This is a genomic window from Fundidesulfovibrio terrae (genome assembly GCF_022808915.1).
GTDB lineage: Bacteria > Desulfobacterota > Desulfovibrionia > Desulfovibrionales > Desulfovibrionaceae > Fundidesulfovibrio > Fundidesulfovibrio terrae.
The window spans coordinates 851,387-877,855 of the sequence record NZ_JAKZFS010000001.1 but is presented as its reverse complement, the minus strand read 5'-3'; the positions used below and the strand labels follow the sequence as shown (position 1 = coordinate 877,855).

Genomic DNA, 26,469 nt, shown 5'->3' with positions numbered 1-26,469 from the left:
CCCTTTGGCCGCCGGAGGCTTCTTCCTCTTCCTCCCGCCTATCTTTCTCCGTCCTTCCGGCGGCACTCACGCCTGGGCGAAACTCTCCCGTCCGCCTTGCTCCTCCCCTCCCCCAGCGGCATCTCCCGCGCGGCGGCGTCGAGCACCTTGGCCAGGCGGCCCGGGTTGGTGAGCATGGGCAGCGGCCCGGTCGCCAGTTCGGCCACGCGCATGCCCTTGAGCGCGGCGCGCGCGGCCTGGGCCTTCACGGCCGGGTCCTCCAGGCCGGTGGTGCGCAGGTACACGGCGGGCTGGTCCCGGTCGCGACCGCCGTAGGGGTACGGCGACGCCAGGCAGGAGCGCGGGAACGGCTGCAACCGCACGGAGAACCAGCGGGCCAGTTCCCGGCATTCGATGCCGTAGCTCTCGGCCGGGGGCGGGGGCACCAGCCAGTCGGAGCCGTCCTGGCGGGCGTGGAGGCGGGTCGAGCCCTTGCCGAGCGCGTTCAGGAAGCTCGCGCCGCGACCTGGGATGACGCCGTCCAGGTGCACGAGCCCGGCCACCTTGCCGGAGTGGCGGTGGGCCACGGCGGAGGCGATCATGGCCCCGTAGCCGTGCCCTACGAGCACGGCCCGGTCGATGTCTTCGTGGAAGAGGAATTGGGCCAGGTCCTCCACGTGCATGGCCAGGACGATCTCGGGACGCAACAGGTGGGAGCGTTCGCCGCAGCCGGTGAGGGTGGGCCGACAGACCTCATGGCCGAGCCGCGCCAGAGCCCGGGCGGTGCGGCCCCAGATCCAGCCTCCGGTGAAGGCCCCGTGGATGAGGATGAAGGTGGTCACGCGAGGCGGGGAAGCAAAATCCCGGCCACCTATCAAACTCAGCTATTTCGGGATGTTACTTCCCGAGAATGCATCGCTGGACACTTCACTTTTGTCACGTGCGACAAAAGTGAAACCCTACCGCGAACACTCGCAGATGGTCTGGGGCAGCACCGTGGGCGTGACGGAGAGGAGCCGCACCACAGGCTGGTTGCCCTCGAACACGTAGCTCACCTGGATGCGCTTGACGCCAAGCGACCCCAGCATGTCCCGCTGGCCGGGGAAGTCGTCCGGGGTGAAGGTCTTGGAGCCGCCGTTCTTGAAGTCCTTGAGGAACAGGGCGAAGCCGTTCACGCCGGGGTAGGTCTTGGACACCTGGAGGTCGCTGAAGACCACGGTGACGGTGGTGTCGCCGCAGCCGTCGGTCTTCCACTTGAACACGGCGCTGTCCAGGAAGTTGTAGTTGTTGAGTATCTGCTGCTGGTTGCCGCAGGAGAGCGTCAACGTCGTCAGATAGGGCTTCTGGCGCGCCTCGGGGTTCACGGTGGTGGGCACGGTCTTCGCGGTGACGTCGTATTCGGGCAGGGCTTCCTGGGTCTCCTGCCCGCCTTCGTCCAGGAAGGTCAGGAAACTCCGGTTGACGGGGAAGACGGCGTTCATCCAGCTCTTGGCGGTCCAGCCCCGCATCTCGCGAGAGAGGAAGGGCCGGGCCGGGCCGTTCACGAACTTCCAGATCAGCCCGTCCTTCTTGTCGAAGAGCGCCTGGCGGTACTTGTGCTGCGGCAGCCCCTGGGCCTCGGCCAACACGTGGATCTCCCACTGGCGCTGCAGCTCGCAGGAGGCAAGCTCGGTCGAATAGAGCACGAAGAAGGCCAGAGGTCCGCTGACCACCTGGGTGAACACGTCCGCCGAGGCCCCTACGCCGATGAGCGCGTTCATGCCCACCAGCGCGGTTTCGGCGTTCAGCGCGGGCGACCTGGTCACGGGCGCGGCCGCACCAAGGGCCATGGCGTCGCCCGAGGCGGCGGGATTTCCCATGGACGCGCCCACGAACTGGAAGGCCGTCTCCTGGGTGGCCACGGAGGGGACCATCTCCGTGAGGGTCTTCTGGTACTCCTGGAATTTGGCCGTGGCGGCCAGGAGGTTCTCGAACTGCTTGGCCTCCCGGGTATCCACGTCGCCCACGATGCGCTGGGTGGCGACCGCGACCTTCTCCTTCTCCTTCTGCAGGAGCGGTTCGGTCTTGCTCTGGGAGCGGGCCTGCTCCAGGACGATGTGGAAGCGCATCACCTCGGCGGCCCAGGGCGGGGGAGGCGCGATCTTCTTCACCGCCGCGAGGGCCGTGGCCATCTGCTCCAGCATGGCGAAATAGGGGCTGGCGAAGGTGGGCATGCGTGCGGCCATCTTGCGCTTGTCCTGGTCGTCCAGCAGGAAGCCGTATCCGCTGTGGAATCCCTGGGCGAACTGGCTCCAGGAAAGGTAATACTGGTTGGCGTACCAGCTCCAGAAGGCGTCGATCTTCTTCTGGAGCTCCTTGGGCTTGTCCACGGCCTGGTCGAATTCCTTGATGAAGGACTCGATGGCCGTCTTGCCCTCCTCCGTGTAGCCCGCCGGGACGAACACGTCCTGGCCGGAAATCTGCCCCGTGCCGCCCCAGAAGTCGTTGAGGGTCACGCCGCGCAGGTAGGGCCGGGTGTTGGCCCAGTCCACCAGCCACTGCATCTGGCCGTCCTTGAGGGAAGCCAGGCGGGTGAGGCGCACCTTGAAGTCGGCCAGGCGCTGATCCATGCCCTCGTTCCAGGGCTCCCAGGCGAGATAGTCCAGGTAGCAGTCGTTGAAGAAGGGGGCCAGCTCGGGCACCAGCTTGGGGTCCACCTGGGCCAGCACGGCGTCGGGATAGGCCGGAATCTTGCGCATCTCGTCGATCGTCGCGCCTCGCTGCTTGGCCTTCAGAAGCTCGATGCGCCAGACCATGTGCCCGATGTACATGCCGATGGCCGTCTCGGAGGCCCGGGCGTCCAGGGAGTCCACGGCGGCGCGCATGGAGGCGTCCATGGGATCGAGTATCTTGCTCTTGAACAGATCGGCGTAGGCCCGCTTCACCCGCTGTTCGCCGGTGAGGCTCTGGGTCAGGCCCATGCGCGGCAGGAACCAGTCCTTGTTCACGGTCTCCATGCGGATGATCTGGCGGCGGAACTGGTCCACGGTCAGAAGCTGCTGGTCCATGCCCCCGGAAAGGGCGGGCAGGGAGGCGAATTCCGAGGAGATCACCTTGAGGGCGCGCTCGTTGTGGGTGAAGGCGAGCGTCAGGAGCCCGGCCAGGCAGAACATGACGAACAGCCAGGCCATCACCCCGGCGAAGCGCGTGGCCGAGCGCCAGCGCAGGAACTCCAGCATGGGGGTGAAGAGGTTGCGGTCGGCGGGCAGAAAGCGCGAAAAGACGTCGTGCAGGAAGGCCCCGCGCTCGGTGGCGGCGCGATCCGAGAGCTGGGCGGCCACGTCGGTGAGCCCGGCGTCCATGACGTGGGCCTGGCCCTCCTGGCGGGCGCTTACGAAGAAGATTCCCCGGTAGGTGGGCGTTTCCAGGTAGGGGTTCTCGGCGAAGAGCGCCCCCACGAACACCTTGAGCCGCTCGCCCAGGCGCGAAAGCTCGCCTGGCAGCATGAGGTAGGCCGGGTCCATGGACTGCGGGTCGCAGGGCAGGATCACCCGCAGATCCTTGAGCCGGGACACGACCCTGGCCAGGCCCTCGTCCAGGGCGTTGCCCGCCGGGCGCAGGGTGCTGGCGTTGACCGCGCCCATGGCCTGCACCAGGGCCTGGTCGTCCAGCTGGTCCACCAGGCCGTTCATGCCCAGGATGTGGTCCATCTTGGTGACCATGACGTACACCGGGAACTTGGCCCCGATCACCCGCATGAGCTCGTTCACCCGGCGGCGAAGGCCCTTGGCGTATTCCACCAGCACGTCGTCCGTGGCGTCCACCGCCTTGTCCGCCGCGATGGCCAGCACCAGGCCGTTCAGGGGCTCCTTGCGGCGGTGCTTCACCAGGAGTGCAAGAAAGCGCTCCCACTCCTCGCGGTCGCGGGCCTCGTCCAGCGGGATGGCGTAGCGGCCGGCCGTGTCGATAATCACCGCCTCGTCGGCGAACCAGAAATCCACGTTGCGCGTGGGCGCGGGCAGGCGCTCCTGCCCCACGTCGGTGAGGATGGAGGCCAGCTTGGCCCGGCGCAGGGCCAGGGACTTGCCCGAGCCCATCTCGCCCATGACCAGGTGCCAGGGCTTGACGTAGACCGGATCGCCCTCACGGCGCAGCTGGGAGCCGCGCAGGATCTCCACGGCCTTGGCGAAGCGGTCCTCCACGTCGCGCAAAAGGCGCGCCCGCTCTCCCTGGGAGGCGGAGATGGCCGCCGTGTCCTCCTCCACCACGCGCTTGACGAACTGGCGCTCCCGGCGCCTGAACCACCACCGCCGCAAGAACACCGCGCCCGCGATGAGCCCGGCCGCGCCCAGGCCTATGGCCACGGCGGCCCACTGGGGCCAGCCCCGCCACTGGGCCAGGTACCATGCGCCCGCGCCGATGGCCGCGAACAGCAGAAGCCACAAGATGACCTTGAGGACAACGAGCAGGATGGTCTTCATCGTGGTCTACGGCCCGCCCATGAAGCCCTTGAGGGCCCCGGAAAGAATGGTGCTGTACGCCAGGAACATGACCGCCACGGCAAGCAGGGGCAGGCCGATGACCACCATGTCCGCCCAGTCCATGCCGCGCCAGAACCGCCGCCGGCCGCCGGCCGTCCCGCTCTCCGGCCCGTAGAGGCCCGGGAAGAGGCGCGAAGCCTGGCCGGGCGCCAGCGAAGCCGGAGAGGCCAGGGCCGTGGCGATGGTCTTCTGCCTGAGCGACCCAAGCGCCGCCTGGTCGTCGGGATGGAAATACCGGCCCGTGAACCCGAGCATCATGGTCAGCCCGAACACCTCGAGCACGCCCTTGACCCCGAGCCCCACGTCTCCCTCGGCGTGGGGCGCGGCGAAGGGGCTTTCCTTTTGCGGCCCGGGCGAGCCGGGAGCACAGGCGGGCCCGTGCGGTTCCGGCTCGTCGGGGCCGAAGGAGAGCTCATCGACGCTGGCCTTCTCGCCGGGGGCCGAGAACTCGAAATCCCCGCCGGATTTGGCCAGCAGGGCGTCCAGGCGGTCGAAATACTCCTCGCCCGCGTTGACCGTGCCGTACACGGTGCGCTGCAGGGGCTGGTGCAGCCAGCGGGCCTTGCCCTCCCAGGCCGAGCCCAGCACCATCTCGTCCATCCAGGCGCACACGGCGAAGCGGGCGTCCTGGAACTCCGAGGCGGCAACGCCCAGGGTCTTGGCCGAGCGCCCGGCGGAGTTCAAGAGCTCCTCCACCTTGGCCCGGGAGGCGTCGTAGTCGGAAAAGGAGGCGGGCTTGCGCACCACGTCCAGGACGTAGGTCACGGCCGGGACGAAGCAGTCGACCAGGCGCACCTATTTGCCCCTCAGCACGGCCACGTGGGCGGTGAGGTCCTCGGGGGGGCTGTCCCAGAACATGGACAGGGACTTGTTGCGGACCACGTCCAGCCACAGCGGGTTGGTGGTGTCCAAGAGGAAATAGTGGGTGCCGGAGCGCTTGGGCAGCCCGGCGGGCGGATTCTTGGAATAGGTCAGGGGCACGCCCGGCACGGCTTTGACCAACAGCGTGGCCATGAGCGGCGAGGCGCAAAGCTTCACGGTCGCGAGCACGGTGCGGGGCACGTCCTCGGGTGCGGCCCCGGTGCGCACGATGAGCCAGAACCGGTTGGCGGGGGTGAACACGCGCTCGGGCAGCTCGGCCACGTAGTAGCTGTCCTTCTTCTGCATGGCGGCCAAAAGCTCGATGGAGGTGCCGATGCCCTCGATCATGCGCTCGATCAGGCGGCGGGCGGCGGCGAAGCAGCCGGTGAGGTCCTCGTGGTCGTAGGCGGGCACCAGCTTCTCGCCGTCGAAGCGCTCGCCCGTGGCCCCGAAGTCGTCGGCGAAGGTGGAGAGCTCGCCCAGGAACTGCCGGAAGGCCCCGTATGCATCCCAGGGATGCACGTCGAGCGATTCCACGTAATGGGTGAAGAGCGGCGCGTAGCGGTTAAGGGTCATGAGCGCCATGAGAAAGATCATGTAGCCGGGATCGAACTCCTTGGAGGTCAGCTCGCCGCGCATCTTGTAGTCTTCCAGGGCCCGGGCCCGGGAGGCGACCAGGTCGGTCACGTCGCGCACCAGCTTGGTCAGCGCCGGGCTCGAACCGATGGTCAGGCAGGGGGGGATGAACTCGGGATCGTAGAAGATCTTCTCGGCCTCGCGCACCACGCGGGCCACCGGGATGAGCAGGTAGTCGCCCAGTTGGGGCAGCTCGTGCTCGAAGTATATGGCCAGGGCGAACTGCATGGTCTTGACGGCGGCTGGAGGGCCTTCGCCCAGCATGTCCGGCATGGTGTCGGGATCGGCCTTGGTGACGAAGGACGTGGTGGGCTGGCCGGTGTAGGCGAGCTCCGGCAGCACGGTGACGTTGCCGCCCTCGGGCTTCAAATTCTTCACGCCCAGGTACACCATCACGGGCTTGTCCGACTCAAGCCCGGCTTCGTCCAGCGACCTGGCCGGGATCACCGCGTTGCCCGGATAGCAGATGAAGGCCCCTTCGTGGAACACGGCCTCCAGGCGGGTCACCTCCACCCGGCGCGCGGCCAGGGCGTCCTCGCGCAGCTCCATGGTTCCCACGCCCCAGAAGTGGCGCAGGGAATACTTGGTCATGGAGGTGAACTTGAAATGCTGGTGCCAGTCCACCAACTGGAAATGCTGCGGCGTGAGGAAGAGCCCCTGGTGCCAGTAAAGCGGCGATTTCGCGCTCACGAGCCGTCCCCCATGGTCTGGATGCCGGTTTTGCCGAGCAGGATCTTCTTGGAGAGCTTGCCCGGCTCGTAGGTGGTCTCCTTCCACCAGAGCCAGCCCGAGGTGTTGGAGCTGACCGGAATCTCGTACACCCGCGTGGCCGAGCCCAGGTTGAGGTCGTAGTAGCCGCAGGCGATGGCCACGAACTTGGACTTCTCGTTGCGGTCCACGGTGATGACCTCGTTGCGCCCGGGCTGCACGATCACCCGCTGGGCGCTGACCACGCTGGCGTCGAAGTTCTGGCAGTCGAGCAGCTTGGAGATGCCCGGAGCCGTGGCCGCAAGCTGCTGGAAGGCCGTGGGGGACTGGAGCTGGTAGACGCACACGGCCAGGGTGTGGGCCGCGCCCTCGTATTCGTTCAAGAAAGGATCGGAGATGAAGGTCAGCTCCAGGGCCTTGGGCGCGAAGGCCCAGTTCATGGTCTGGGGGCTGTAGGACGGGTTGGTGTACTGCGAGGGCGGGGCGCTCTTGCCGCCGCCGCAACCGGACGCCGCGAGAACGAACATAACCGCGAGAAGAAAGGCTTTACGCATCGAATTCTCCATGTGAACCGAAGATGTTCGCACGGGGCGAAAATGTCAAGGCGGGGCGGGCAGGACCCGCTTCAGCGCTTCATCTTCCAGGCTTTGGCCGCCTTGTCGGCCTGGGCCTTCTGCTTGTCGGTCAACTTCGCGGCCGCGTACTCCAGGTTGCTCTTGGCCCCGGCATGCCCCTGCCAGGAGGCCAGAGTCAGCCACATGTACCCGGCCATGGGGTTCTTCCTGAGGCCCTGGCCCTCGAAATAGCGGATGCCCAGGTCGTTCTGGGCTGAGGCGTCGCCCAGTTCGGCGGCGCGGGAGAGCCACCGGGCCGCCTCGGCCTGGTCCTGCCTCACCCCGAGCCCCTTGGCGCAGAGCCCGGCCAGTTCGTTCTGGGCCTCGGGGTTGTCCTTGCGGGCGGCCCGGCCGTACCAGTCGGCAGCCTTGGCCGCGCTCTGGGACACGCCGTGACCGGAAAGATACCAGCGGGCCAGGGCCAGCTGAGCGGGAACGTCCCCCTGGGCGGCGGACTTCTCCAGCCACATGGCGGCCTGGGCCGGGTCGTGGGGCACGCCCTCGCCCCGGTCGTACTCCACGGCCAGGTTGAACTGGGCGTCGGCATCGCCCTGCTCGGCGGCCTTGGCGAACCAGCGGGCGGCCTCCTGGGGGCTTGCGTGCACGCCCATGCCCTTGTCGTAGAGCACGCCGACCTGGAACTGGGCGGACGCGGACCCGGCCTCGGCGGCCATCTGCAGCCATTTGGACGCATCCTGGATGTTGGCCGGGGTTGCCTTGCCGGAAAGAAGCATCATGCCAAGCCGGTACTGCGACTTGTGGTCGCCCTGCTCGGCCGCCTTGCGATACCAGTGTTCGGCCTGGGCCGGGCCGTCCTTGGCCGACCCGCCCTTGGCGATGAGTTCCGCCAGGGCGAATTGGGCGGGCATTTCGCCAAGCTCCGCCGATCGCCTGAAGGATGCCTCGGCCTCGCCGGGGGAGGCGGCCAGCTTGGGGCTGGCGGTGAGCAGAAGGCCCAGGTTGTAGAGGGCCTTGGCGTTGTCCTGGCGCCCGGCCAGGCGGAACCACTTGGCGGCCTCGGCGGGATTCTTGGGAACGGAGAGCCCGAAATCGTAGAGCAGCCCCAGGTGATACTGGGCGGAAGCGTCCCCGGCGTCGGCCAGGGGTTTGAGCTCTTTGAAGGCGCTGGCGTAATCGCCCTTGTTGTAGACGGCCTCGGCATTGTCTGCCCCCAAGGCGACGGCCGGGGCCAGGAGGCAGGCCAGGAGGAGGAGCCACAGTGCCGGTCTGAAGCAAGGCATTGCCGTCACCTGTTGGTTTGTGGTGTTCAAACGGTGTATCCTGTACTTCATGATGCAGATTCCTTCAATACCCGCTTGATGCTTTTCCTCTCTCGGGCTAGAGGACTGTTGCGCATGTGTATGGTTCCGGATGGGACCGGCGCGCCGCGCGAAGGACTTCGCATATGTTCGAGACCAGGGCCGCAGGATACTCCCGTACGTTCTACCTCGCCGCCGTACTGACCTGGACGGCGGCCGTGGCGTTTCTGTTCATCACGGCCGTGTGGGGCGGCTTCTACGACATGATGGAAGCCATGATGAGCGCCCGGGAGGCCAAGCATCTGGCGCAGAGCCTTCCCGAACAGCCCTACCCCGCTCCGGGAGCGCCGTCCCCGGCTGCGCCCAATCCCTTCGAGCAGCCCCAGACTCCCCAGACTCCCCGGACTCCGGCGGGATGGGTCGCATCCGAGGCGGAAAAGGGACTGCAGCACATGGAACTGCGTCTGGAAAAACGCTCCCAAGGTGAATTCGGACTGGACAAGCCCGCCGCTCCATCCCCGGCACAGATATCCAACACGGCCACCGGTCCCGTACGGCTTGAACCCGCGCGCCCGGAGCCCAAGCGCCCCGAGCCCCCCCGCGGGCAGTCCGGGCAGCCGCTGATGCAGGGGGAGGCCGGCGTGATTAAGTCCGTGAAGTACGAGCCGGGCGACGGCCGTTTCCTGATGACCCTGCAGACCACCGCCGCCCCGGACAAGGTGAGCTTCTTCTACCTGGACAACCCCCGCCGCCTGGCGGTGAACCTCCAGGGCGCGTGGCGCAACCTGGCTCCGCGCGAGACCACCTTCGCCTCGGGGCCCATCGCCCGCGCCGCGCTGGGCGAGCATCCCGACTACGTGCGCATCACCCTGCACTTCCGGGACGTAAGCGCCCCCAAGCCCGCCGACCCGGCCATCACCAAGCTCAAGGACGCCCTGGGCGTCAGCCTCACCACCAAGTAGTCTTCGGCCCTCGCGCCGCCCGCCCGAACCCCCCTGCGCGGCCGGGCCGCCCCCGTCCCCGCGTCGGCCTCCTTGCTTCCTCCTTCTGCCCTGACCAGCGCCTCTCCCGGCCCCGGACGTCTTCCGCCGCAGGCCGCGCTGCGCCCAAATCCGTGAATTTGCTTGTCCAAAAGGGCAAACCTGTCGTATGGGGGAGCCATCATCCCGGCCCCCGCATGGGAGTCCAGAGGGCTTACGCCCTTTGACAGCCGGAGGCTTTCCCACCCCAGGAGTACCGATGCCAAGCGCGAAGCCCTCCCCCGTCGCCCCGCCTTCCCCGTCGCTCGAGTACGGCCGCGTCCTGGCCTCCCCCCCCCACCCCGGCCCCGGGGCGCTGTTCGAGGTGGAGGCGTCCTTCGGCCCCCTGGCCGCAGTGCGCGCCGTGAGCTGCCTGGTGGAGCCCGCGCCCGGCGACGCGGTGCTCCTCTCGGTGGACATCGCGGGCCGCGCCTACGTGCTGGCGGTGCTCGAGAGCGCTTCGCCGGTGAACCTGGCCGTGGACGGCGACGCGAGCCTGTCGGTGCGCGGCGGGAGTCTCACCGTGGCCTTGGGCTCGGACCTCACCCTGGCCTGTCCCGGCGCCATCACCGCCGCCTCGGGAGAAATCGCCGTGCATGCGGCCACCGGCAGCGCGGTCATCGAGCGCGTGAGCCTGATCGGCCGCGCCCTCAGGTCCCGTTTCAAGAAGGTGCGCGCCGTGGCCAAAAGCGTGGACCAGATGTTCGCGCGCGTAACCCAGCGCGCCCAGGAATCCACCCGCTTCGTCGCGGAGCACGACGAGGTGCAGGCCGGGTCCCGCCGCGTGCTCGTTTCGGACCTCTGCGCCCTGCATGCGAAGAACCACTCCATGATGGCCGAGGAGCAGGTGGTCATCAACGCCGAACAAATCCACATGGGTTAGCCCCGCGCCGCCCCAGCCATGAACGATTGACCCGGAGTGCACATGGCCAGCAATGCCCAAGCGAAATTCAGCTTCACCATCCAGGGAATGCCCCAGAACACCTTCCACGTGGTGCGCTTCACCGGCGAGGAAGGCCTCTCCCGGCTCTACCGCTTCGAGATAGTGCTCTTCGCCGGGGACAAGGAGGTGGACTTCGAAAAGGCCCTCGCCAACACCGCCACCTTCACCATCAAGCGTTCCCAGGGGGACATCCCCTTCCACGGCATCCTCGAGCGCTTCGAGCAGCTCTCCCAATCGGGGCCGTACGCCTTCTACCGGGCGGTGCTCGTTCCCAAGGCGTGGTGGCTCACCCAGACGACGCACAACCAGGTTTTCCTGGACCAGAACATCGAGCAGTTCCTGACCGCCGTGTTCAAGGACGGCGGCCTGAACCCCGGCCTGGACTTCAAGATGTCGCTCCAGAGCTCGTATCCGACCTGGGATTACCTCTGCCAGTACGGCGAGACCCACTTCGAGTTCGCCTCCCGCTGGATGGAACGCGACGGCCTCTATTACTTCTTCGAGCAGGGCGACACGGGCGAGAAGCTGGTGGTCACCGACACCCTCACGGCCCACGGCCCCATGCCCCAGGGGGAGAGCTTCCGCTACTCGCCGCCCTCCTCCATGCAGGTGGGCCACGAGGAGGAGGTGGTCACGGACCTGATCCTCACCCAGCGCCGCCTGCCCCAGAAGGTGCAGCTGCGCGACTACAACTACCAGACGCCGTCGCTTGAGCTCACCGCCGAGGAGGAGGTGAGCCAGAACGGCCAGGGCGTCCACTACCTCTACGGGCTGCACTTCCTGAACACCTCCCAGGGCAAGGCCCTGGCCCAGATCCGCGTGCAGGAGTTCAAATGCCGCGAGAAGGTGTTCACCGGGGTCTCCAGCATTCCCTTCGTGCGCCCGGGCTACACCTTCAAGGTGGACAACCACTACCGCGACAGCTTCAACCAGTCCTACCAGACCATCGCCTGCACGCATGAGGGCTCACAGGAGGCCTGGCTGGTCTCGGGGCTGGGGCTCTCCTTCGGCAAGGAGCGCGACGCCCTGCTCTTCTACCGCAACTCCTTCACGGCCATCCCGGCCTCGGTGCAGTTCCGGGCCGAGCTGGCCACGGACCGCCCGAAAATCGCCGGAACGCTCTCGGCCAAGGTGGACGCGGCAGGGTCCGGCAAGTACGCCGAGGTGGACTCGCAAGGGCGCTACAAGATCATCCTCCCCTTCGACCTCTCGGGGCGCAAGGACGGCCACGCCTCGGCCTGGGTGCGCATGGCCCAGCCCTACGCGGGCGCGGGCTTCGGCATGCACATGCCCCTGCACAAGGGCTGCGAGGTGCTGGTGAGCTTCGAGGGCGGCGACCCGGACCGCCCGGTCATCTCAAACGCTGTGCCCAACCCCGAGACCGCAAGCCCCGTCACCGACCAGAGCCAGACCCAGGCCCGCATCACCACCTCCGGCGGCAACCTCATCCACTTCGAGGACCAGGACGGCAACCAACGCATCCTGCTCTCCAGCCCCACCCAGCAGACCTTCGTGCGAATCGGCTCCCACAACGATCCCGACGATTCCGGAGGCGAACCGGAAACCAACACGGAGCAGGCCCTGAGCCCGGACGGCCTCAAGCTCTACACCGGCGGGCCGCTGACCATCAAAGCCCAGGAGAGCTTCGAAATGATCCTGGGCAACAAGAACGACATCGTCGTGGGCCTCGAGACGGGCACGACCCTGGGGGCCAAGATCGACACGGTCCTGGGCGGGCTGGTGGAATACCAGTTCCCCAGCAAGCTCGCCTACTCCAGCGCGGAGATGCACCTGAAGGGCGAAATCGAAAAGGACTACGCCACCAAGACCGAACTCGGCGCGGAAAAGAACACCATCACCGCCGCCTACACCCAGATGGTGGACCAGAAGACCAAGGTCGTGAGCGACAACGTGGACATCCTCTTCGACGGTATCAGGCTCGCCAACACCAAGATCGACACCATCACCAACAGGGTGGACACCTGCGCCACCAAGCAGGAGCTGGCGGGGCAGAAGGACACCATCGCCGCCGACTACAACCAGGCCATCGCCAACAAGACCGCCACCCTGGCCTCCAAGGAGGAGGTGCTGGCCGCCAAGAACGAGGTGTCCGGGGAGGTGGAGCAGGTGCGCGGCACGCTGAACCTCCAGGCGGGCAGCATCCAGCGCATGTCCGGAGACATCACCGACCTTTCCACCAACGTCTCGGTGCTCGCGGCGGCCGTGGAGTACATATAGGACCCCGCGCATGAAGATTCTCAAGGACCCCCACCACAGCCCCATGTTCCTGCCCCTGGCGCTCATGGGAAAGATGCGCCTGGTGTGCACGGTCATGGTCTATTTCGACCTGGACGACCCGGAGACCCCTCTGCCGGACCGCGAGATGTGGCCCCAGGTGATGAAGCTTCTGCCCAGTCCCCCGGTGCTGGACCCGGGCCTGCCCAAGCCGCGCGCCGAGGTGCTGGCCGCCGGGAAATGCTTCGCTCCGGACGGCAAGGCCCGCCAGGCGGCCCAGGTGAGCATGGGCGTCGGCGGCGTGCGCAAGGTCCTGGACGTGTTCGGCGACCGCCACTGGGTGCGCGCAGGCGGAACCGTGGTGGGGGTGAGCGATCCCGCGCCCTTCACGGTCATGCCCCTGACCTGGGAGCGGGCCTTCGGCGGCGCGGGCGAGCCCAGAAACCCCAAGGGCCTGGGCATGCCCCCGGACAAGCCCGGCGAGGCGCCCGTGCCGCTGCCCAACGTGCAGTACCACGGCCAGCTCATGGGGTCACCCCAGGACCGTCCCGAACCGGCCTCGTTCCTGCCGCGGGACGTCATGCACCCCGAACGCCAGAATAAGGCCGGCACCTACGACGACACCTGGAAACGGGACCGCTGGCCCTACTATCCCGACGACCTCAACCCCGAATTCTTCCTGGGATCGCCTCCGGACCAGTGGGGGAAGGACTATTTCAAGGGCGGCGAGGCCATTGAGATCGTGAACATGCACCCAAAGCGCCAGCTCATAACCTCGCGCCTGCCGCAATTCACGGTGCGCCTGTTCATGACCCGCAAGGAAGGCCCCAAGGCCCCGCCCGAAAATGACACCTTCGAGGAAGTTCCCCTCCGCATCGACACCCTGTGGCTCTTCCCCGAGGCGGCCAAGGGCGTGGTGGTCTTCCGGGGGGTCTTCAACACCGAGCGCGACGACATGGCCGATGTGCGCTACGCCTATGTGGCCACCGAGCCCATGGGACAGGCCCCCGGCAGCCTGGAGCACCACCTGGAGGTCCAGACCAGGCGGATTGAGGCCATGAAGCCGGTCGCGCCGGTGATCCCGGACGCCAACCTCAAGGTGAACCGGGAACTGCTCAAATTCAATCGGGTCTACAAGGACATCGCCAAGATCAAGGCCAAGGCCATGGGCCAGGTCCCGGTCATGGCCCGCGAGCCCGGGGAGATGGCCGCCATGGGCAGGCAGACCATCGCCGCGAGCCTGGCCACCCTGGACTCCATGGAGGCCATGGCGGTGAAGCTCCAGGACCAGTTCGGCTGGCGGGCCGTGCTGGACCCTGCCTCCTTCGCCCCGCGCCGGGCCGCGCTTGAGGACACGGCCAAGAAGATCGACGCGGCCGCCGCCAAGGTCTCCCAGGTCAAGGCCAAGGCCGTCGCCAGGAAGGCGGACATGCAAAAGGACGCTGGCGCGCGCCTGAAAGCCGTGGCAACGCCGGGCCAGCTGGCCAATGCGGGCATCGATCCGGACAACCTCCTGCCGGACAAGGACGACGGACTGGGCCCCTGGCACGCCTCGGGGTTTCCCTTCGTGACCCGCTGCCGCCGCGCCCTTGAGGGCGACCCGGCCCTCACTTCCCGTCTCAAATCCGCAGGATTCACGACCAGCACCCTCTCGGCCTGCTGGATCGGGTACAATGCGGAACCGGCCGCCTTCGAGGGCGCGGACTGGGGCCTGCCCCGGGGCGCGTTCACCATCCCGGCGGGGCTGACCCTGCCCCGGTTCGAGGGCAAGAAACTTACGCGCATCCTGGTGCTTCCGGGCTGGCCCGGCGACCTCCGGGCCACATACCTCGCGCCCGGTTCCGACCCGGCCCCCTTGTGGCTGGCCGCGCCGGACGAGACCGCGCCGGTCATCGTCGCCGCCACCGAGCTTGAAGCGAACCTCCTGGAACAGGAAGTAGGCGACGTCTGCCATGTGGCGGCCCTGGCCTCCCCGGCCGAAACGCCGTCCCCGGCGGCGGCCAAGGCCGTGAAAACCGCGCCCGCCGTGCTGGTGGCGGCATCCCGGGGATCGCAGAAAAGTCTTTCCGGGGCCGCGCCCTGGCTGGCCCTGTCGGACAAGGCCCAATGGCTGACCCTGGCCAAGGGGGCGGACTGCCTGGAGGCCCGCGCAAAGGGCGAGGACCTGCGCGAGCTCATCTTCGACGCCTTGCCGCGCGCGGCCGTGGGCCTGCCCGAGGACGAACCCGAGCCCCCCTTCGGCCCGGCCCCGGCCAAAAAGCGCCCCGCCCTGCCCGACATCGGCGGGCTCGTCCAGTCCGCCATGGCCGAGGTCAAGGCTTTCCACCAAGCCCGGTTCGACGGCCTCAAGGCCAGAATGAAGGACATGGAATCCCAGGTGCGCGAGGCGCTGGCCAAACAGGGCAAGGACTACGACCGGATCATGGCCGAGGCCAAGGCCGCGCCGCGCACGCCCGCCGACCAGCTGGGGGCGCGGCTGGCATCGGACATCCGGGCCAAGCGCGACGCCTTCAAGGCCCAGGGAATCCTGCCGCCCGGCCAGGAAGCCGAGATGACCAAGGCCGCCGCCCAGGCCGAACAGCTCGGGGCGGACTCCGAGGCCCGCTTCCAGGAGGGGCGGAAGAAGCTGGCCGAAGCGGCCAAGAAGGTCGAGGCGGCCAAGTCCGCAAAGCCCGGCGAAGTGCCAGAGGACATGAAGGCCCAGTTCAAGAAAGCAGGCATGGACCTGGACGCCATGGTGTCCCGCACCCGCGAGGAGGTCGTGGCCATGCACGCGGCCGGGCGGACGCTTTCCGGCGCCATCCTCTCCGGGGTGGACCTCTCGGGCCTGGACCTCTCCGGCGCTGACTTCACCGGCTGCCGCCTGGGCCGGACCAATTTCACGAAGGCCGTCCTCGACGGCTGCACCTTCAACAAGGCCATGGCCCAGAACGCGGACTTCACCGGCGCGAGCCTCAAAGGGGCGCGTTTCGAACAGGCCATGCTCACCAGGACCAGCTTCAAAAAGGCCCTGCTTTCCGGAGCCGACCTGCGCCAGGCCAGCCTCAACCAGGCCGACCTCGAAGGCGCGGATCTCGAAGGCGCGGACATGCGCTTGGCCGCCCTCACCAAGTCCAACCTGACCGGGGCGGTGTTCTCCGGGGCCAGGCTCAACCTCATGGCCGTGCAGGAATGCCAGGGCGCGAACTCCGTGTGGCGCGAGGCGCAACTCGAGCGGGTGCTCATCCGCAAGACCATCCTCGACGGCGCGGACTTCACAGGCGCGGTCCTGGCCAGCTCGCAGATCCAGCAGTGCGCGGGCAGGAACGTGGTCTTCGCCAAGGCCGTGTTCAAGAAGGGCGCGTTGGCCGACTGCAGGCTGCCGGGCTGCGACTTCACAGGCGCCCAGGCCTCCACCCTTCACGTGCGGGGCTCGACCATGCCCGGGGCGGACTTCCGGGGGGCCACGCTCTCGCGCTGCCGCATCGAGAACTCCTCGCTCACCCAGGCGCAGCTCTCCGGGGCCAGCGCCCGGGGCACCTCGTTCCCTGGCTCTGACCTGGAGGGGGCCGACCTCTCGGGCTCGGACCTCCTGTTCGGATCGCTCTCCAAGACGCGCATCGTGGGCTCCAACCTGGCCGGGGCCAACTGCTTCGGGGTGGACTTCCACAAGGCCGTGGTGGGCAAGACCCGCTTCACCGGAACCAACCTCAAGATGACCGCCCTGGAAGGCAAGGCGGACCTCCTGGAGCAGCCATGACCAGACAGGACATACTGGACGCGGCCAGGGAGCGCAGGCCCGTCGTCGGGGCGGATCTCGCCGGGCTTGACCTCTCCGGGGCCGACCTCACGGGAATCCGCTTCGAGAAGGTGTCCTTCAGGAACGCCAACCTGGCCGGGGCGCACGTCAAGGACGCCGGCTTCAAGAAGTGCGACTTCTCGGGCGCCACCCTCGACGGCTGCGACCTGGCCAAGATGAACCTCTCCAAGACCGTCTTCGCCGGGGCCAGCCTCAAGGGCGCCGCCACCCAGATGACGCTGCTGGGCGGTTCGGACTTCACCGGCGCGGACCTCTCCGGGGCGCGCCTCTACTGGTCGGTGGTGGACAAGGCGTCCTTCGCCGGGGCCAACCTCACGGGCGCGACCATGGAAAAGCTCACCCTGCGCGACTCCAATCTCTCCAAGGCCGTCCTCGCCGGGGCCGCGTTCGTGAAGGCCATCCTCACCGGATGCGACCTGACCGGCGTGTCCTTCAAGGACGTGCGCTTCGAAAAAGCCCTGCTCACCGGCTGCAACCTGCAAGGCCAGGACTTCTCCGGACTTACGCTTACCCAGGTGAACCTCTCGGGATCGAACCTGGCCGGGGCCAAATTCGTCAAGGCCAGGCTCAACTACTGCCACCTGGGCAAGGCGGACCTTTCGGGCGCGGACTTCACCGGCGCGGACGGCTCCAAGTCCATGTACCTGGGGGCCGACCTCAAGGCCGCCAAACTGGCTGGCGGCGTCTTCACCAGTTCCGTGTTCTCCGAGGCCGACCTCGGCGCGGCCGACCTGTCCGGAGCCTCGCTCTTCAAGTGCGCCTTCGCCAAGGCCCAATGCCGGGGCGCGAAATTCACCGGCTGCGACCTGCGCCACGCGGACTTCTCCCGCGCGGACTGCACCGCCGCCGACTTCAGCCGCGCCGACATGACCATGGCCAACTTCCACATGATGCGAGACGAGCACGCCCTCTACGACCTGACCTTGCGCGCGCTCGTGCGTCCCACCAACAAGGACATGGCCGAGGCCGAATCGTTCCGGCCCGCCGTAAGCGCATAGGAGCAACACGCATGTTCGCACTGACCATGGGAGCCGGAATCGACTTCGCCTTCCCCGACGTGTGCCTGACGCCCATCGTGGTGCCCGTGCCCATCCCCTATCCCAACATCTCGGAGTCCATCACCACGCAGCCCGCGGCGGACAACATCACCATCGACTGCATGCCGGTGATCAACCTCATGTCCATGGGGCTGGTGAGCGAGGGCGACGAACCGGGCGTGGAACTGGGCGTGGTGTCGCACCTGGAGTCCGGCCAGACCGATTATACGCTTGGGTGCTTCACCATCTTCATGGACGCCGCGCCCTGCCAGCGGCTTACGAGCCTCACGCGGCAGAACTGCCTGGTGGAGCTGCCGAATGCGGTCGGGCTGACCATCGCGCCCAGCCAAGTGACGGTGCTGACGCTGGGATGACTGGAGAGGAAAGATTATCTTCCAACCATCTAAACTCGACGAGGTCGACCATGCCAAACTTATTTTCAGGAGTATGGATCAATCAACACGGCTCAAACCTTGAGCTCGAAGCAAAAGATGGAAAAATAACAGGCAGATTTGATTCTGGCGTGGGTGATGAAGGACAAATTCTTTGGGTTGACATTTCAGGACAGTATCTTGACGACATAATTACGTTCCATGCAAAATTTGAAAAATACAAAAACAATAGTGACATGGGCCGGACAACATACAGTTGAAAAAAACAAAGAGACAATATTAACACACTGGCTACATATCACCAACATAAGTGACGACCAAGAGCAAGACTGGATGTGGTACTCAAACCGAATAGGTTCCGACACATTTTCAAAGAGATAAAATACATAGCCACACCCTGTCATGCACCCGAGAAGAAATAAGGAATAGGTCGGTGTTCCTGGCGGCAGTACGTCCTATCTCCCCGTCTTCGTGGGCGTGGGCGGGTTGTCCTGGATCTGCTTGGCCGTGGCCGCCGCCGATTTCGGCGTGGGCCCTGTCTGCCCCTTGGGGGTGGCCGGAGCGGTGCGGGGTATGCCTTGGGGCGTCTGTTTTGGCGGCACGGGCGCTCCGGGGTCGCGCACGGGCTCTTCCTGGATGGCCAGCTGGTCCATCGGCGAAATCTGGTCCAGGCTCATGTTGCACAAGGGCGTCGGGCTGGGCAGTTCGTCCGTGACCAGGGCCTTGGCCCAGAGGAGGTCCGGGTCGTCCAGGCGCTGGTCGTCGTAGAGCCCCCAGAGCCCCGAATAGACGAGCTCGGCGCGCTGCTTGAGGAAGTCCGGCCGGTACTGCAGGATCATGAAGGGCTGGGCGTCGGAGAGCCCAACGAACACCCCCGCGCGGGTGACGCAGGTGGAGGCATCCGTGCGGGTCTTGATCTTGGCCATGTCGTAATAGCCGCGCACCTCCACCACCTTCTTGTCGTTGATGTCGTAGTAGACCTGCCAGGTGACGCGCGAGAAGTAGGAATACTTCTCCATGGCGTCCTTGACGGTGAGGGTCGCGTCGAAGGGGAAATGGGCCGCCTGGGCCAGCTGCACGTCGTTTAGGGGCATGGCCTGGGCGGACCGGACCATGAGGAGCAGCGCCAGCAGGGCCAGCGCCACGGCCTGCGTCCTGTGGGGGCGCGGCGGGGAGCAGGCGGGGGGGCGGCGGGATGAATGGGTCATCGGATCGCCTCCTGCGACGCGACGCGGCGCGCGCCGGCGAAGTTGCGGCTCCAATAGGAGCCCGAGAGATCATCCACGGCCACATGCCCGCTCGAGCGCGAACTATGGATGAACCGGCCCTCGGAGAGATAGATGCCCACATGGTCCACACGCGAGCCGCCGAAAAACACCAGGTCGCCGGGGCGCAGGCCGGAGACGGCCACGGGCTTTCCCGCCAGGAACTGCTGGCCGGAGGTGCGCGGCAGCTCCACGCCCGACTTGCGGTAGGCCCAGCTGGTGAACCCCGAGCAGTCGAATCCGGCCGGGGTGGCCCCGCCGAAAACGTAGCCGCGCCCCACCTGGGACGTGGCCAGGGCCAGGAGCCGGGCCGCGAAGGCCGGTTCGCGGGCGAACCAGGGGGGAACGCCGCCGCGCAGGATGTCCAGGGTGAGTTCCATGCCCTGGCTGTCGGAGGCGGGCCGGGCCGGGGCGGCGGCCGAGCGCGCTCCAAGCCCGAGCCCCAGCGCCGAAAGGCACGCCGAGACGATCAGAAAGCACGCCAACACCCACTTTGCACCGGTGGTCATCGAGGCAACTCCGGACGGACGGAAATTGTTGTCCTGGCCCTTGGCAATGGGCTATAGCAAAGCTTAAGACAAAGGAAAATCCTCTTTCTCAATGTTTAGCAAAGGTTGGGTCATGACCAAGAGTATCTGGGCGACCATCCTGGAAAAGGACGAGGCCAAGGGGAAGGCGCTTTTCGAGGCCATCCACCGTTACGGACTGGGCGTAAACGGCCACTTCTGGGTGGACGACCTGGACAAGATGCAATGGGCGGGGGCATTTTCCGAGATATCCAAGCCCGAGACGGCGGCATGGGTGATCCGGGGCGCGCAGGCCAGCTTCGCCGACGAGACCAAGCGCTACGGCTTGTCCATGCTGGCAGCCATGGTGCAGGCCCTGAAGGGGCACGGATTTCCCATCCTGATCATCGGCGACGCAGGGGCCGTGGACCCGGCCACGCTGCCCACGCCGCTCAAGGGGGCAGTCGCCCTGGCCGACGACGCGTCGCTCATGCCCAAGCTGGTGGCCAAGGCCAACACGCCCGTGCCCGCCGTCGCAACGCAGTACCACCTGGACATCCACCCTCTGCCGGGCCTGGGGCAATGGTTCGAGGTCGGCCCGGCCAAGGGTCACGCCTGGGCAGGGGCCATCTTCGGCACCGAGGGGGCCGAGGTGGACGCGCACGGCGTGGGCCCGCGCGGCACCGTGCCCGAGAGGGCCGTGCTGGAATACCCCATGAAGGGCGTGAAGTTCTCCATGGGCGAGAGCGCCTTCGACGCCTGGGCGGTGAAGAACTCCCTGGACGAGGGGAACTCCTATTACCTGCGGGTGAAGGGCTATCCCAAGGCCGTGGCCTTCGGCAGCCTGCCCGAGGGCGACGAGGCGGAGCTCTACGTGGTGGGGCTCAAATAGCGGCCTTGCCCGGCCTCACCCGGGCGGCCGCACGAGGAACCTGCGATGAAAAAAAACGGATACATCCTGGAGATGCGCTTCCTGGTGCCGCTGCATCTGGTGGGCCTGGCCAGGCGGGCCATGGCCCCCTTCGCAGTGGGGGAACTCACGCCCGTGGTCACCGGTCCACGGGGCAAGGGCAAGAGACGCGCGTCATCGGAAAAATGCCAGCTTACGGACCAGGAGTTGGAACTTCTGTTGCGAGGATAGCGGGGCGCCCTCCGGTCCGGGTCGTCTTCCTCATGGCAGGGCGTAACTGAGGGCTCTGGCCGGGCGTCCACATGGTATGCGGCGACCCCGGCGGGGGGCAACCGCCCGCCCGGCCCAAGGCCGCATGAGGAACCCATCATGAGAAACGACGGATACGTTCTGGAAATGCGCTTTCTGGTGCCGCCGCACCTGGCGGACATGGCCAGGCGGGCCATGGCCCCCTTCGCCGTGGAGGAGCGCCCGGCCGTGGGCGCGGATCCCGCTGGCGCGGCCCCGGGCATGCGCGCCGCGGTGGCGGCTTCGGATAAATGCCATCTCACCGGACAGGAGTTGGACCTCCTGCTGCGGGGCTGAACGCCCCCGGCGAAGCGCAAGAATCCCGCGCGGCATGGGCGCGCGACCAGGCCCGTCCAGCCCGGCCGGTCAATCCCCCGCCGGATGTCCGCTCCGTCCCCCTACCAGCCGAACGTGAAGCTCAGGCGCTCCCCGCCCATGACCTGCCGGGGCGGGGTGAAGCTTATGGTCAGCCCCACGCGCCCGTCCTTGGCTTCGGCGGCGCCCACGGTCAAGTCCGGCGGAGGCGTCTGGTCGGTCTGGTTGAACAGTTCGAACAGGGCCGCGCGCACGTATCCGGCCGGATCAGCGGAGGCTTTGGCGTCGGCCTCCGCGCCCGCCTGTTCGCGCCGGTCCAGCAGGAAGCTCACCACGCGCCCGAAAAAGAGCTGGAAGGTGAGCGATCCGCCGTCCAGGCAGGTCTGCCTGGGGATGATGGCGTAGTCCTTGCCCTTGGCCGAGAGAAGCGGCGTGATGCCCGATTCGATGAGTTCCGCGATCTGGTTCTCCCCGAATAGCCCCCGTGTGGGGGCCGGTCCCTGGCCTGAGCCGGCCACGGCCAGCTCCTCCACGCGTATTTCCATGGAGTCGGTGAAGCGGGTGGGCCAGCCGTGCCCGGCCACGCTCTTGGCGCACAGGGTGGCCAGGCCCCAGACGGGCGAGAGCCAGAGCTCCCCTGCCTCGACGAACGCAACGGGCCGGGCCGGGTTGCCCGGGCCGTAGGGGGCGCGCGTGAGAAACCGGTTTACCAGGGCGCACAGGCGCGACGCGCCAGGGTGTTCGCGCAGCTTGCGGAATTTGGCGAAGGCCGCGTCCTCCAGGGCGTGGGGCAGATATCCCAGGCGGGAGAGCTGCTCCCATCCGTCCAGGCGGAAAAAGACCGGGGAAAGTTCCACGGCCGTGGGGGCCAGCAGGGCGTCGGCGTATGCGGCCACGGCGTTCAAGAGTTCCAGGCTGGCCGGGGTGTTGTCGAAGGCGTGGTCGATGACGGTCAGATGGGGCACGTCGGCGGCCAGTTCGGCCATGAGCCCGGCCAGGGCGGCCTCCAGGGTTTCGGGACCGGAGCTGACCAGTTTCACGCGCACCCGCCCGCCCTGCTTGATCCCGGCCTTGCGGGCCAGGCATTCGGCCCCCCGCCAAGCTGCCTCACTGGCCTTGAAAGCCGGATCCGCGAAGACTGCGGCCAGGCAGCGCGAAAGGAGCGTTTCAGACTGGGCCTGCCAGGAGGTCAGGCCGCCCCCCCCGCCGGAGGGTTGTGGTGACGCCTCGGTGGCCACCATGGACAGGATGTCGTCCACGGCGCTGGACGCCTGCGGAGCCTCTCGGGCGGGGGAGACACTCAAGTCCAGCGGCAGTCCCGGCCAGGATGAGCGAATGTGCGCGGCGGCCTCGTCCGGGGCGGTGTTGGCGCTCCGGGCTGCGCGCAGGTACTCGCGCGCGGCCAGCAGATCGGCCAGATAGGGCGTGCCAGCAACAATGCCGGAGGGCTTGAAGTCGGCCAGGCGCGTGATCGCGACGGTGAGCCCCCCCTCGGGGCAGGCATCCTTGGGCACGTCGATCCAGAACCTCGGGGCCACGGCGGCCACGGCGTCGTCCAGGGAGTAGAGGTCGGCCTCGGCCACGCGGGGCTTGTAGCCCTCGGGGGCGTTCGGCGCGAAGGGGGCCAGAGCCAGGATGGTGAACGGCGCGACGCTCGGCATGAGGGCTCCTGAAGGGTACGGATTTGCTAGGCACTTAACACATGTACGGGGCCTGGCGAAAGACATTTCACCTGGTCCGGCCCAGGCAAACTTTACCCCGGCACGGTCCTTGCTTTATGAGGGCAACGCAAAGCAAGGAGCGCTTATGAAAACCGTGGACATCGCTCAGGCCAAAATAAAGCCCGTGCTCATGATCCTGACGCACCCCTTCCGGGGCGTCAAAAATCTGCTCATCACCCTGCGCTGCCTGGAGCGGTTCACCGACCTGCGCTCCTTCAAGAAAATCTATATCCTGGCCAACTGCACCTTCGGCGAGCACCAGCTGCTCATCCAGAAGTACGTGAAGAAATACGGCGGCCTCGTCCAGGACGTGCACTGCTCCCCCGCGGGACACAACCCCTGCGTGGCCCACATGCAGAACCTGGTGCACGAGCTGCATTTCAAGGACGTGGTCATGAAGATGGATGACGACATGTTCGTCACTCCGGGCTGGCTGCCGCCGCTTCTCGACGCCTACCGCAAATTCCAGAATGATCCCCAGGCGGGCATGATCGCCCCGGTGGTGCCCATCAACACCATGGGAGCCAAGGTACTCTGGGACGTCATGGGTCACCTCTACGGCGACCCCTACAAGGAACTCTGGGTGCGCGGCCCGGACATCGGCAACAACACCGCCTACCAGCAGTTCGTCTGGGACAAGGTCCTGGACGACGACCTCATTTCCAAATACCTGGCCACCGTGGACGACCCCCACCACGTCAGCACCGGTCCCGGCTCGCACCTGTCCATCAACTGCGTGCTCTACGACCATCGGGTCATGGACAAGGTCTACCCGTACAACCTGCCCGAGGAGTGGTTCCCAGACGGGGAAAAGAAGTTCGACGAGTCCATCGTCAACCGCTTCGTGCGCGAGGGCCATCTCAAGAACATCATCGTCAAGAACTCCATCGTCCACCATTACGCCTTCAACCGCGCCCAGGTGGACATCATGCAGTCGCACCCCATCGAGCGCGTGTACGACTATCTGATGCGCCTGGGCGCTCCGGAACGCAGAAAGGCGGCCGTCTCGTAGAGGCCGCGTCCGCCACCGCCTGGATAGCCGCCGGGAGTTCTTTCGGCGGCGCCATCCTGTTGGGAAATGCCGCTGGGCGTATCACGTGACGACACTGCAACCCGCCCTGTGACCCCGGGTCACGGACTGCGGCGCACCGGCTGAATCATTTGCTGCCCGGCTGGGAGAGAGAAACTCCCGCCGGGCAGTCTGCGTTGTTTTACCGTGCCTGGACAGGCTCGATGAAGAGCTGAACGGATGAGAACATGTTCCCGAGGTCTGCGCGCAAGGCCTGATCCAGGGAGCACCCACCTGGAACAAGGAGTGTCACGGCCGCTCCGGGCTTGAGCCAGGTTCCGGCGAACCCGGCCAACCGCTGCGCCTCGAAACGGTCAAAGAAGGAATCAAGGACCAGGCGTGCGGCATCAGGGCGCCGCCGAGTAAAATAATACTCCCACAGGGGTGCGTCGAACAGACTCATGGGAACTGCGACGTACCCATCCGGAAGCGCGGCCTCACCGACGCTTACGCAGAGCGGCTGCGTATCGGGGACGAGCAGAATCCGGGCCTTGGCATGGTCGGGCTTGAGTTTGACGGCCAGCGTGAAATGGTCACGCGCCTGCTCTTTCTCCCCTTGATCCAGCAAAAGCTCCCCGAGCTTGAAATGCGCCCATGAGGCCAGACTCCTGTCGAGGGCGTCCATGCCGCCAACGGCGTCGTACGCCTGCACGGCCATTTCCATGCGCCCGGCCTTGTGACACTCGAGCCCGAACCGGTACAGCGCGTCGAGCATCCCGCGCGTGAGCGTCTCGTCCCGGTCGAGCCCCTGGTACAAGTCGACGGCACGGTCCAGCCACCCCAACGCTAGGAACACGTCCATCCTCTGCCGCCATCGTTCGCCGCCCCCCCCCGTGACCTGCTGTCCTGAGGTTCCCGGCAACCCGGCCAACAAATTCATGACCGCCTCCGGCTCGAACCCGGATGCGACGAGGCGGTCAACCGCCTCCCGGGCCATGCCGGGCTCATCCAACTGCGCCGCGGCCCTGGCGATATGCCAGTCGGCGCGGGAAGGCTCCAGGCCATGCCGGGCTGCACGAGTGAAATGCACCAACGCCGTCCCGGCGTCGCCCCCCTGGAGTGCGGTCAGCCCCGCCCAGAACAGCAGCATCATGTCATCTGGATAGCGGCGAAGGTAATCGGAGATGCCCCCTCCGCCTACGGACAGCACGGGAGAGGATGCCCCGATCACGGTATCGACGGCCAACTGTTCGGTGAAATCCCTGGAATTCAGGCTCACGGAGAACTGCGGGGCGGCATGGCCCAGCGACTGCACAAAGCGGCACGCCCCGGCCGTTTCCACGCCTGGAACGCTCTCCCCGGTCTCCGGCGCGGGGAACGCCCGCTCATGCTTGGGCTGGCGCATCATCTCTTCGTACAGGCGGGAAGTTTCCCGTCCGGCTTTACCCTCGGCGTACAATTCGCGTGCGATCTGCATGGCGTTGTTTCCCATGCGCTCGCGCTCGTCCGGATGTTCGAGCAGATGTTCGACGGCCTCGCGATACTCTGCCCGCGAGCGCACGACGTAGCCGTTGACTCCGTCCCGCACCATGCGCCCGGCCCCGCCATGGGTGAAGACCACCGCGGGCAGCCCCGCATGGGCCACCTCCTGCAAAATGAGCTCGCCAGACGAATAGTTGTCCTCGCACAACGGGTAGCCGAACACGTCGGCTGTCTCCAGGAGAGGGCGGATGTCCTTCTGCTCCCCGAGAAAGTCGAAGCGCTCCAGAATCCCGCTCCGGGACGCCTGCCCCTCAAGCAGCGGGTAAGCGTCTCCCGGGCCGCAGACCGTGAACCGGGAGCCCGGAGTACGCACCGAGCCGCACAGTTCCACGAAATCCGGGTGCATCTTCACGAAACTGACGGTGCCGATGTACACCACGTTGAGCCCGGCATGCTCACGTCTGGCAACCTTGCCGAGCCGGGCGAGATCGGCCGGACAGTAGGTCATGTGCACCTTCTCCCGCCGCACCTCGGGGGGCAGTTCGTCAAACACTGGCCTGGCGTGGGCGAAGGGGCCCGTGTTCTGGATGCGGTCCGCGAAGTCCACCAGCTCCCTGGTGATGACCTGGGGAGCGTACTCCCCACCGACGTGCATGGTGACGAGAAGCCGCATCGCAGGAAGATCGGAGCGCAGGAATTCGTATATTTCTGGGGAATTCCAGAAATGCAGGTGCACGATGTCATGCTGCGCTACGACGCGTCTGAGGGTTTCCGCGGCAGGGGCATCGATGACCTCCAGGCCGGCCTCACGCGCAAGGGACCGGCTGGACCTCGGATTCGCGGGCGCCAGGCTGACCAGGCTGTGGGTACTCCCGCCCAGCCGCATGCATTGCCCCGCCTGGGCGATGAGGGCCCTGGCCCCTCCGCCGAGCGACAGTCCCTGGATGACGTTGAGAACCTTCACAATCGTC

At 66.8% G+C, this 26,469-nt stretch carries 22 protein-coding genes; 12 read left to right on the top strand and 10 right to left on the bottom strand.

Annotation, left to right across the window (positions count from 1 at the left end; genetic code table 11):
* Nucleotides 1-38 precede the first annotated feature (38 nt).
* The 6 genes from ML540_RS04030 to ML540_RS04005 all read right to left on the bottom strand — a co-directional run bounded on the left by ML540_RS04030 (nt 39) and on the right by ML540_RS04005 (nt 8,559).
* On the bottom strand, nt 39-821 hold the full coding sequence (locus tag ML540_RS04030; RefSeq protein ID WP_243358684.1) for an alpha/beta fold hydrolase: 783 nt from the start codon (nt 819-821) through the stop codon (nt 39-41).
* Nucleotides 822-938: 117 nt separating this feature from the next.
* A complete protein-coding gene (locus ML540_RS04025; protein WP_243358683.1) occupies nt 939-4,439 on the bottom strand; it encodes a type VI secretion protein IcmF/TssM N-terminal domain-containing protein in 3,501 nt (1,166 codons plus the stop codon).
* A gap of 6 nt (nt 4,440-4,445) precedes the next feature.
* On the bottom strand, nt 4,446-5,294 hold the full coding sequence (locus ML540_RS04020; protein ID WP_243358682.1) for a DotU family type IV/VI secretion system protein: 849 nt from the start codon (nt 5,292-5,294) through the stop codon (nt 4,446-4,448).
* A complete protein-coding gene (gene tssK / locus ML540_RS04015) occupies nt 5,295-6,686 on the bottom strand; it encodes a type VI secretion system baseplate subunit TssK (RefSeq protein ID WP_243358681.1) in 1,392 nt (463 codons plus the stop codon). It lies immediately after the preceding gene.
* Nucleotides 6,683-7,258 (bottom strand): type VI secretion system lipoprotein TssJ, encoded by a 576-nt coding sequence (gene tssJ, locus ML540_RS04010; RefSeq protein WP_243358679.1) that lies wholly within the window; start codon nt 7,256-7,258, stop codon nt 6,683-6,685. Before tssJ ends, tssK begins: the two co-directional genes overlap by 4 nt.
* Nucleotides 7,259-7,329: 71 nt before the next feature.
* Nucleotides 7,330-8,559: an SEL1-like repeat protein gene (locus tag ML540_RS04005; protein ID WP_243358678.1), complete on the bottom strand. Its 1,230-nt coding sequence runs from the start codon at nt 8,557-8,559 to the stop codon at nt 7,330-7,332.
* Between the two features lie 164 nt (nt 8,560-8,723).
* Here ML540_RS04005 and ML540_RS04000 point away from each other — a divergent pair, with 164 nt between their 5' ends.
* The 8 genes from ML540_RS04000 (at nt 8,724) to ML540_RS18005 (ending at nt 18,383) form a co-directional block, all read left to right on the top strand.
* Nucleotides 8,724-9,539 (top strand): AMIN domain-containing protein, encoded by an 816-nt coding sequence (locus ML540_RS04000; RefSeq protein ID WP_243358676.1) that lies wholly within the window; start codon nt 8,724-8,726, stop codon nt 9,537-9,539.
* Between the two features lie 277 nt (nt 9,540-9,816).
* Nucleotides 9,817-10,479: a DUF3540 domain-containing protein gene (locus tag ML540_RS03995; protein WP_243358674.1), complete on the top strand. Its 663-nt coding sequence runs from the start codon at nt 9,817-9,819 to the stop codon at nt 10,477-10,479.
* A gap of 42 nt (nt 10,480-10,521) precedes the next feature.
* On the top strand, nt 10,522-12,777 hold the full coding sequence (locus tag ML540_RS03990) for a type VI secretion system Vgr family protein (protein ID WP_243358672.1): 2,256 nt from the start codon (nt 10,522-10,524) through the stop codon (nt 12,775-12,777).
* A gap of 10 nt (nt 12,778-12,787) precedes the next feature.
* Entirely contained in the window at nt 12,788-16,513 is a 3,726-nt protein-coding gene (locus ML540_RS03985) for a DUF2169 domain-containing protein (protein WP_243358670.1), read from the top strand.
* On the top strand, nt 16,510-17,571 hold the full coding sequence (locus ML540_RS03980; protein ID WP_243358669.1) for a pentapeptide repeat-containing protein: 1,062 nt from the start codon (nt 16,510-16,512) through the stop codon (nt 17,569-17,571). Before ML540_RS03985 ends, ML540_RS03980 begins: the two co-directional genes overlap by 4 nt.
* A gap of 11 nt (nt 17,572-17,582) precedes the next feature.
* Entirely contained in the window at nt 17,583-17,984 is a 402-nt protein-coding gene (locus ML540_RS03975) for a DUF4150 domain-containing protein (RefSeq protein ID WP_243358668.1), read from the top strand.
* 50 nt (nt 17,985-18,034) lie between these two features.
* Nucleotides 18,035-18,262, top strand: a complete 228-nt coding sequence (locus tag ML540_RS03970; RefSeq protein WP_243358667.1) for an avidin/streptavidin family protein — start codon at nt 18,035-18,037, stop codon at nt 18,260-18,262.
* Complete coding sequence (locus ML540_RS18005; protein ID WP_423747874.1) at nt 18,204-18,383, top strand: avidin/streptavidin family protein; 180 nt, start codon at nt 18,204-18,206, stop codon at nt 18,381-18,383. The genes ML540_RS03970 and ML540_RS18005 overlap by 59 nt, the downstream gene beginning before the upstream one ends.
* A gap of 74 nt (nt 18,384-18,457) precedes the next feature.
* Here ML540_RS18005 and ML540_RS03965 read toward each other — a convergent pair whose 3' ends face one another.
* Nucleotides 18,458-19,210 (bottom strand): hypothetical protein, encoded by a 753-nt coding sequence (locus ML540_RS03965; RefSeq protein ID WP_243358666.1) that lies wholly within the window; start codon nt 19,208-19,210, stop codon nt 18,458-18,460.
* Nucleotides 19,207-19,776 carry a C40 family peptidase gene (locus ML540_RS03960; RefSeq protein WP_243358665.1) on the bottom strand — a complete coding sequence of 190 codons (570 nt, stop codon included), beginning with the start codon at nt 19,774-19,776 and terminating at the stop codon, nt 19,207-19,209. Before ML540_RS03960 ends, ML540_RS03965 begins: the two co-directional genes overlap by 4 nt.
* A gap of 112 nt (nt 19,777-19,888) precedes the next feature.
* On the opposite strand from ML540_RS03960, the gene ML540_RS03955 reads away from it, so the two are divergent.
* The 3 genes from ML540_RS03955 to ML540_RS03945 all read left to right on the top strand — a co-directional run bounded on the left by ML540_RS03955 (nt 19,889) and on the right by ML540_RS03945 (nt 21,268).
* The gene (locus ML540_RS03955; RefSeq protein WP_243358664.1) at nt 19,889-20,665 is read left to right on the top strand and encodes a hypothetical protein; all 777 of its coding nucleotides are present in this window, start codon (nt 19,889-19,891) and stop codon (nt 20,663-20,665) included.
* Nucleotides 20,666-20,710: 45 nt separating this feature from the next.
* Nucleotides 20,711-20,914, top strand: coding sequence for a hypothetical protein (locus ML540_RS03950; RefSeq protein WP_243358663.1), 204 nt, complete (start codon nt 20,711-20,713; stop codon nt 20,912-20,914).
* A 138-nt stretch (nt 20,915-21,052) separates the two neighbouring features.
* Nucleotides 21,053-21,268: a hypothetical protein gene (locus tag ML540_RS03945; protein WP_243358661.1), complete on the top strand. Its 216-nt coding sequence runs from the start codon at nt 21,053-21,055 to the stop codon at nt 21,266-21,268.
* 101 nt (nt 21,269-21,369) lie between these two features.
* Here ML540_RS03945 and ML540_RS03940 read toward each other — a convergent pair whose 3' ends face one another.
* Complete coding sequence (locus ML540_RS03940) at nt 21,370-22,947, bottom strand: type VI secretion system contractile sheath domain-containing protein (RefSeq protein WP_243358660.1); 1,578 nt, start codon at nt 22,945-22,947, stop codon at nt 21,370-21,372.
* A gap of 145 nt (nt 22,948-23,092) precedes the next feature.
* Here ML540_RS03940 and ML540_RS03935 point away from each other — a divergent pair, with 145 nt between their 5' ends.
* The gene (locus ML540_RS03935) at nt 23,093-24,019 is read left to right on the top strand and encodes a hypothetical protein (RefSeq protein WP_243358659.1); all 927 of its coding nucleotides are present in this window, start codon (nt 23,093-23,095) and stop codon (nt 24,017-24,019) included.
* A 199-nt stretch (nt 24,020-24,218) separates the two neighbouring features.
* On the opposite strand, the gene ML540_RS03930 is transcribed toward ML540_RS03935, so the two are convergent.
* Nucleotides 24,219-26,462, bottom strand: a complete 2,244-nt coding sequence (locus tag ML540_RS03930) for a glycosyltransferase (protein WP_243358658.1) — start codon at nt 26,460-26,462, stop codon at nt 24,219-24,221.
* Nucleotides 26,463-26,469: the final 7 nt, after the last annotated feature.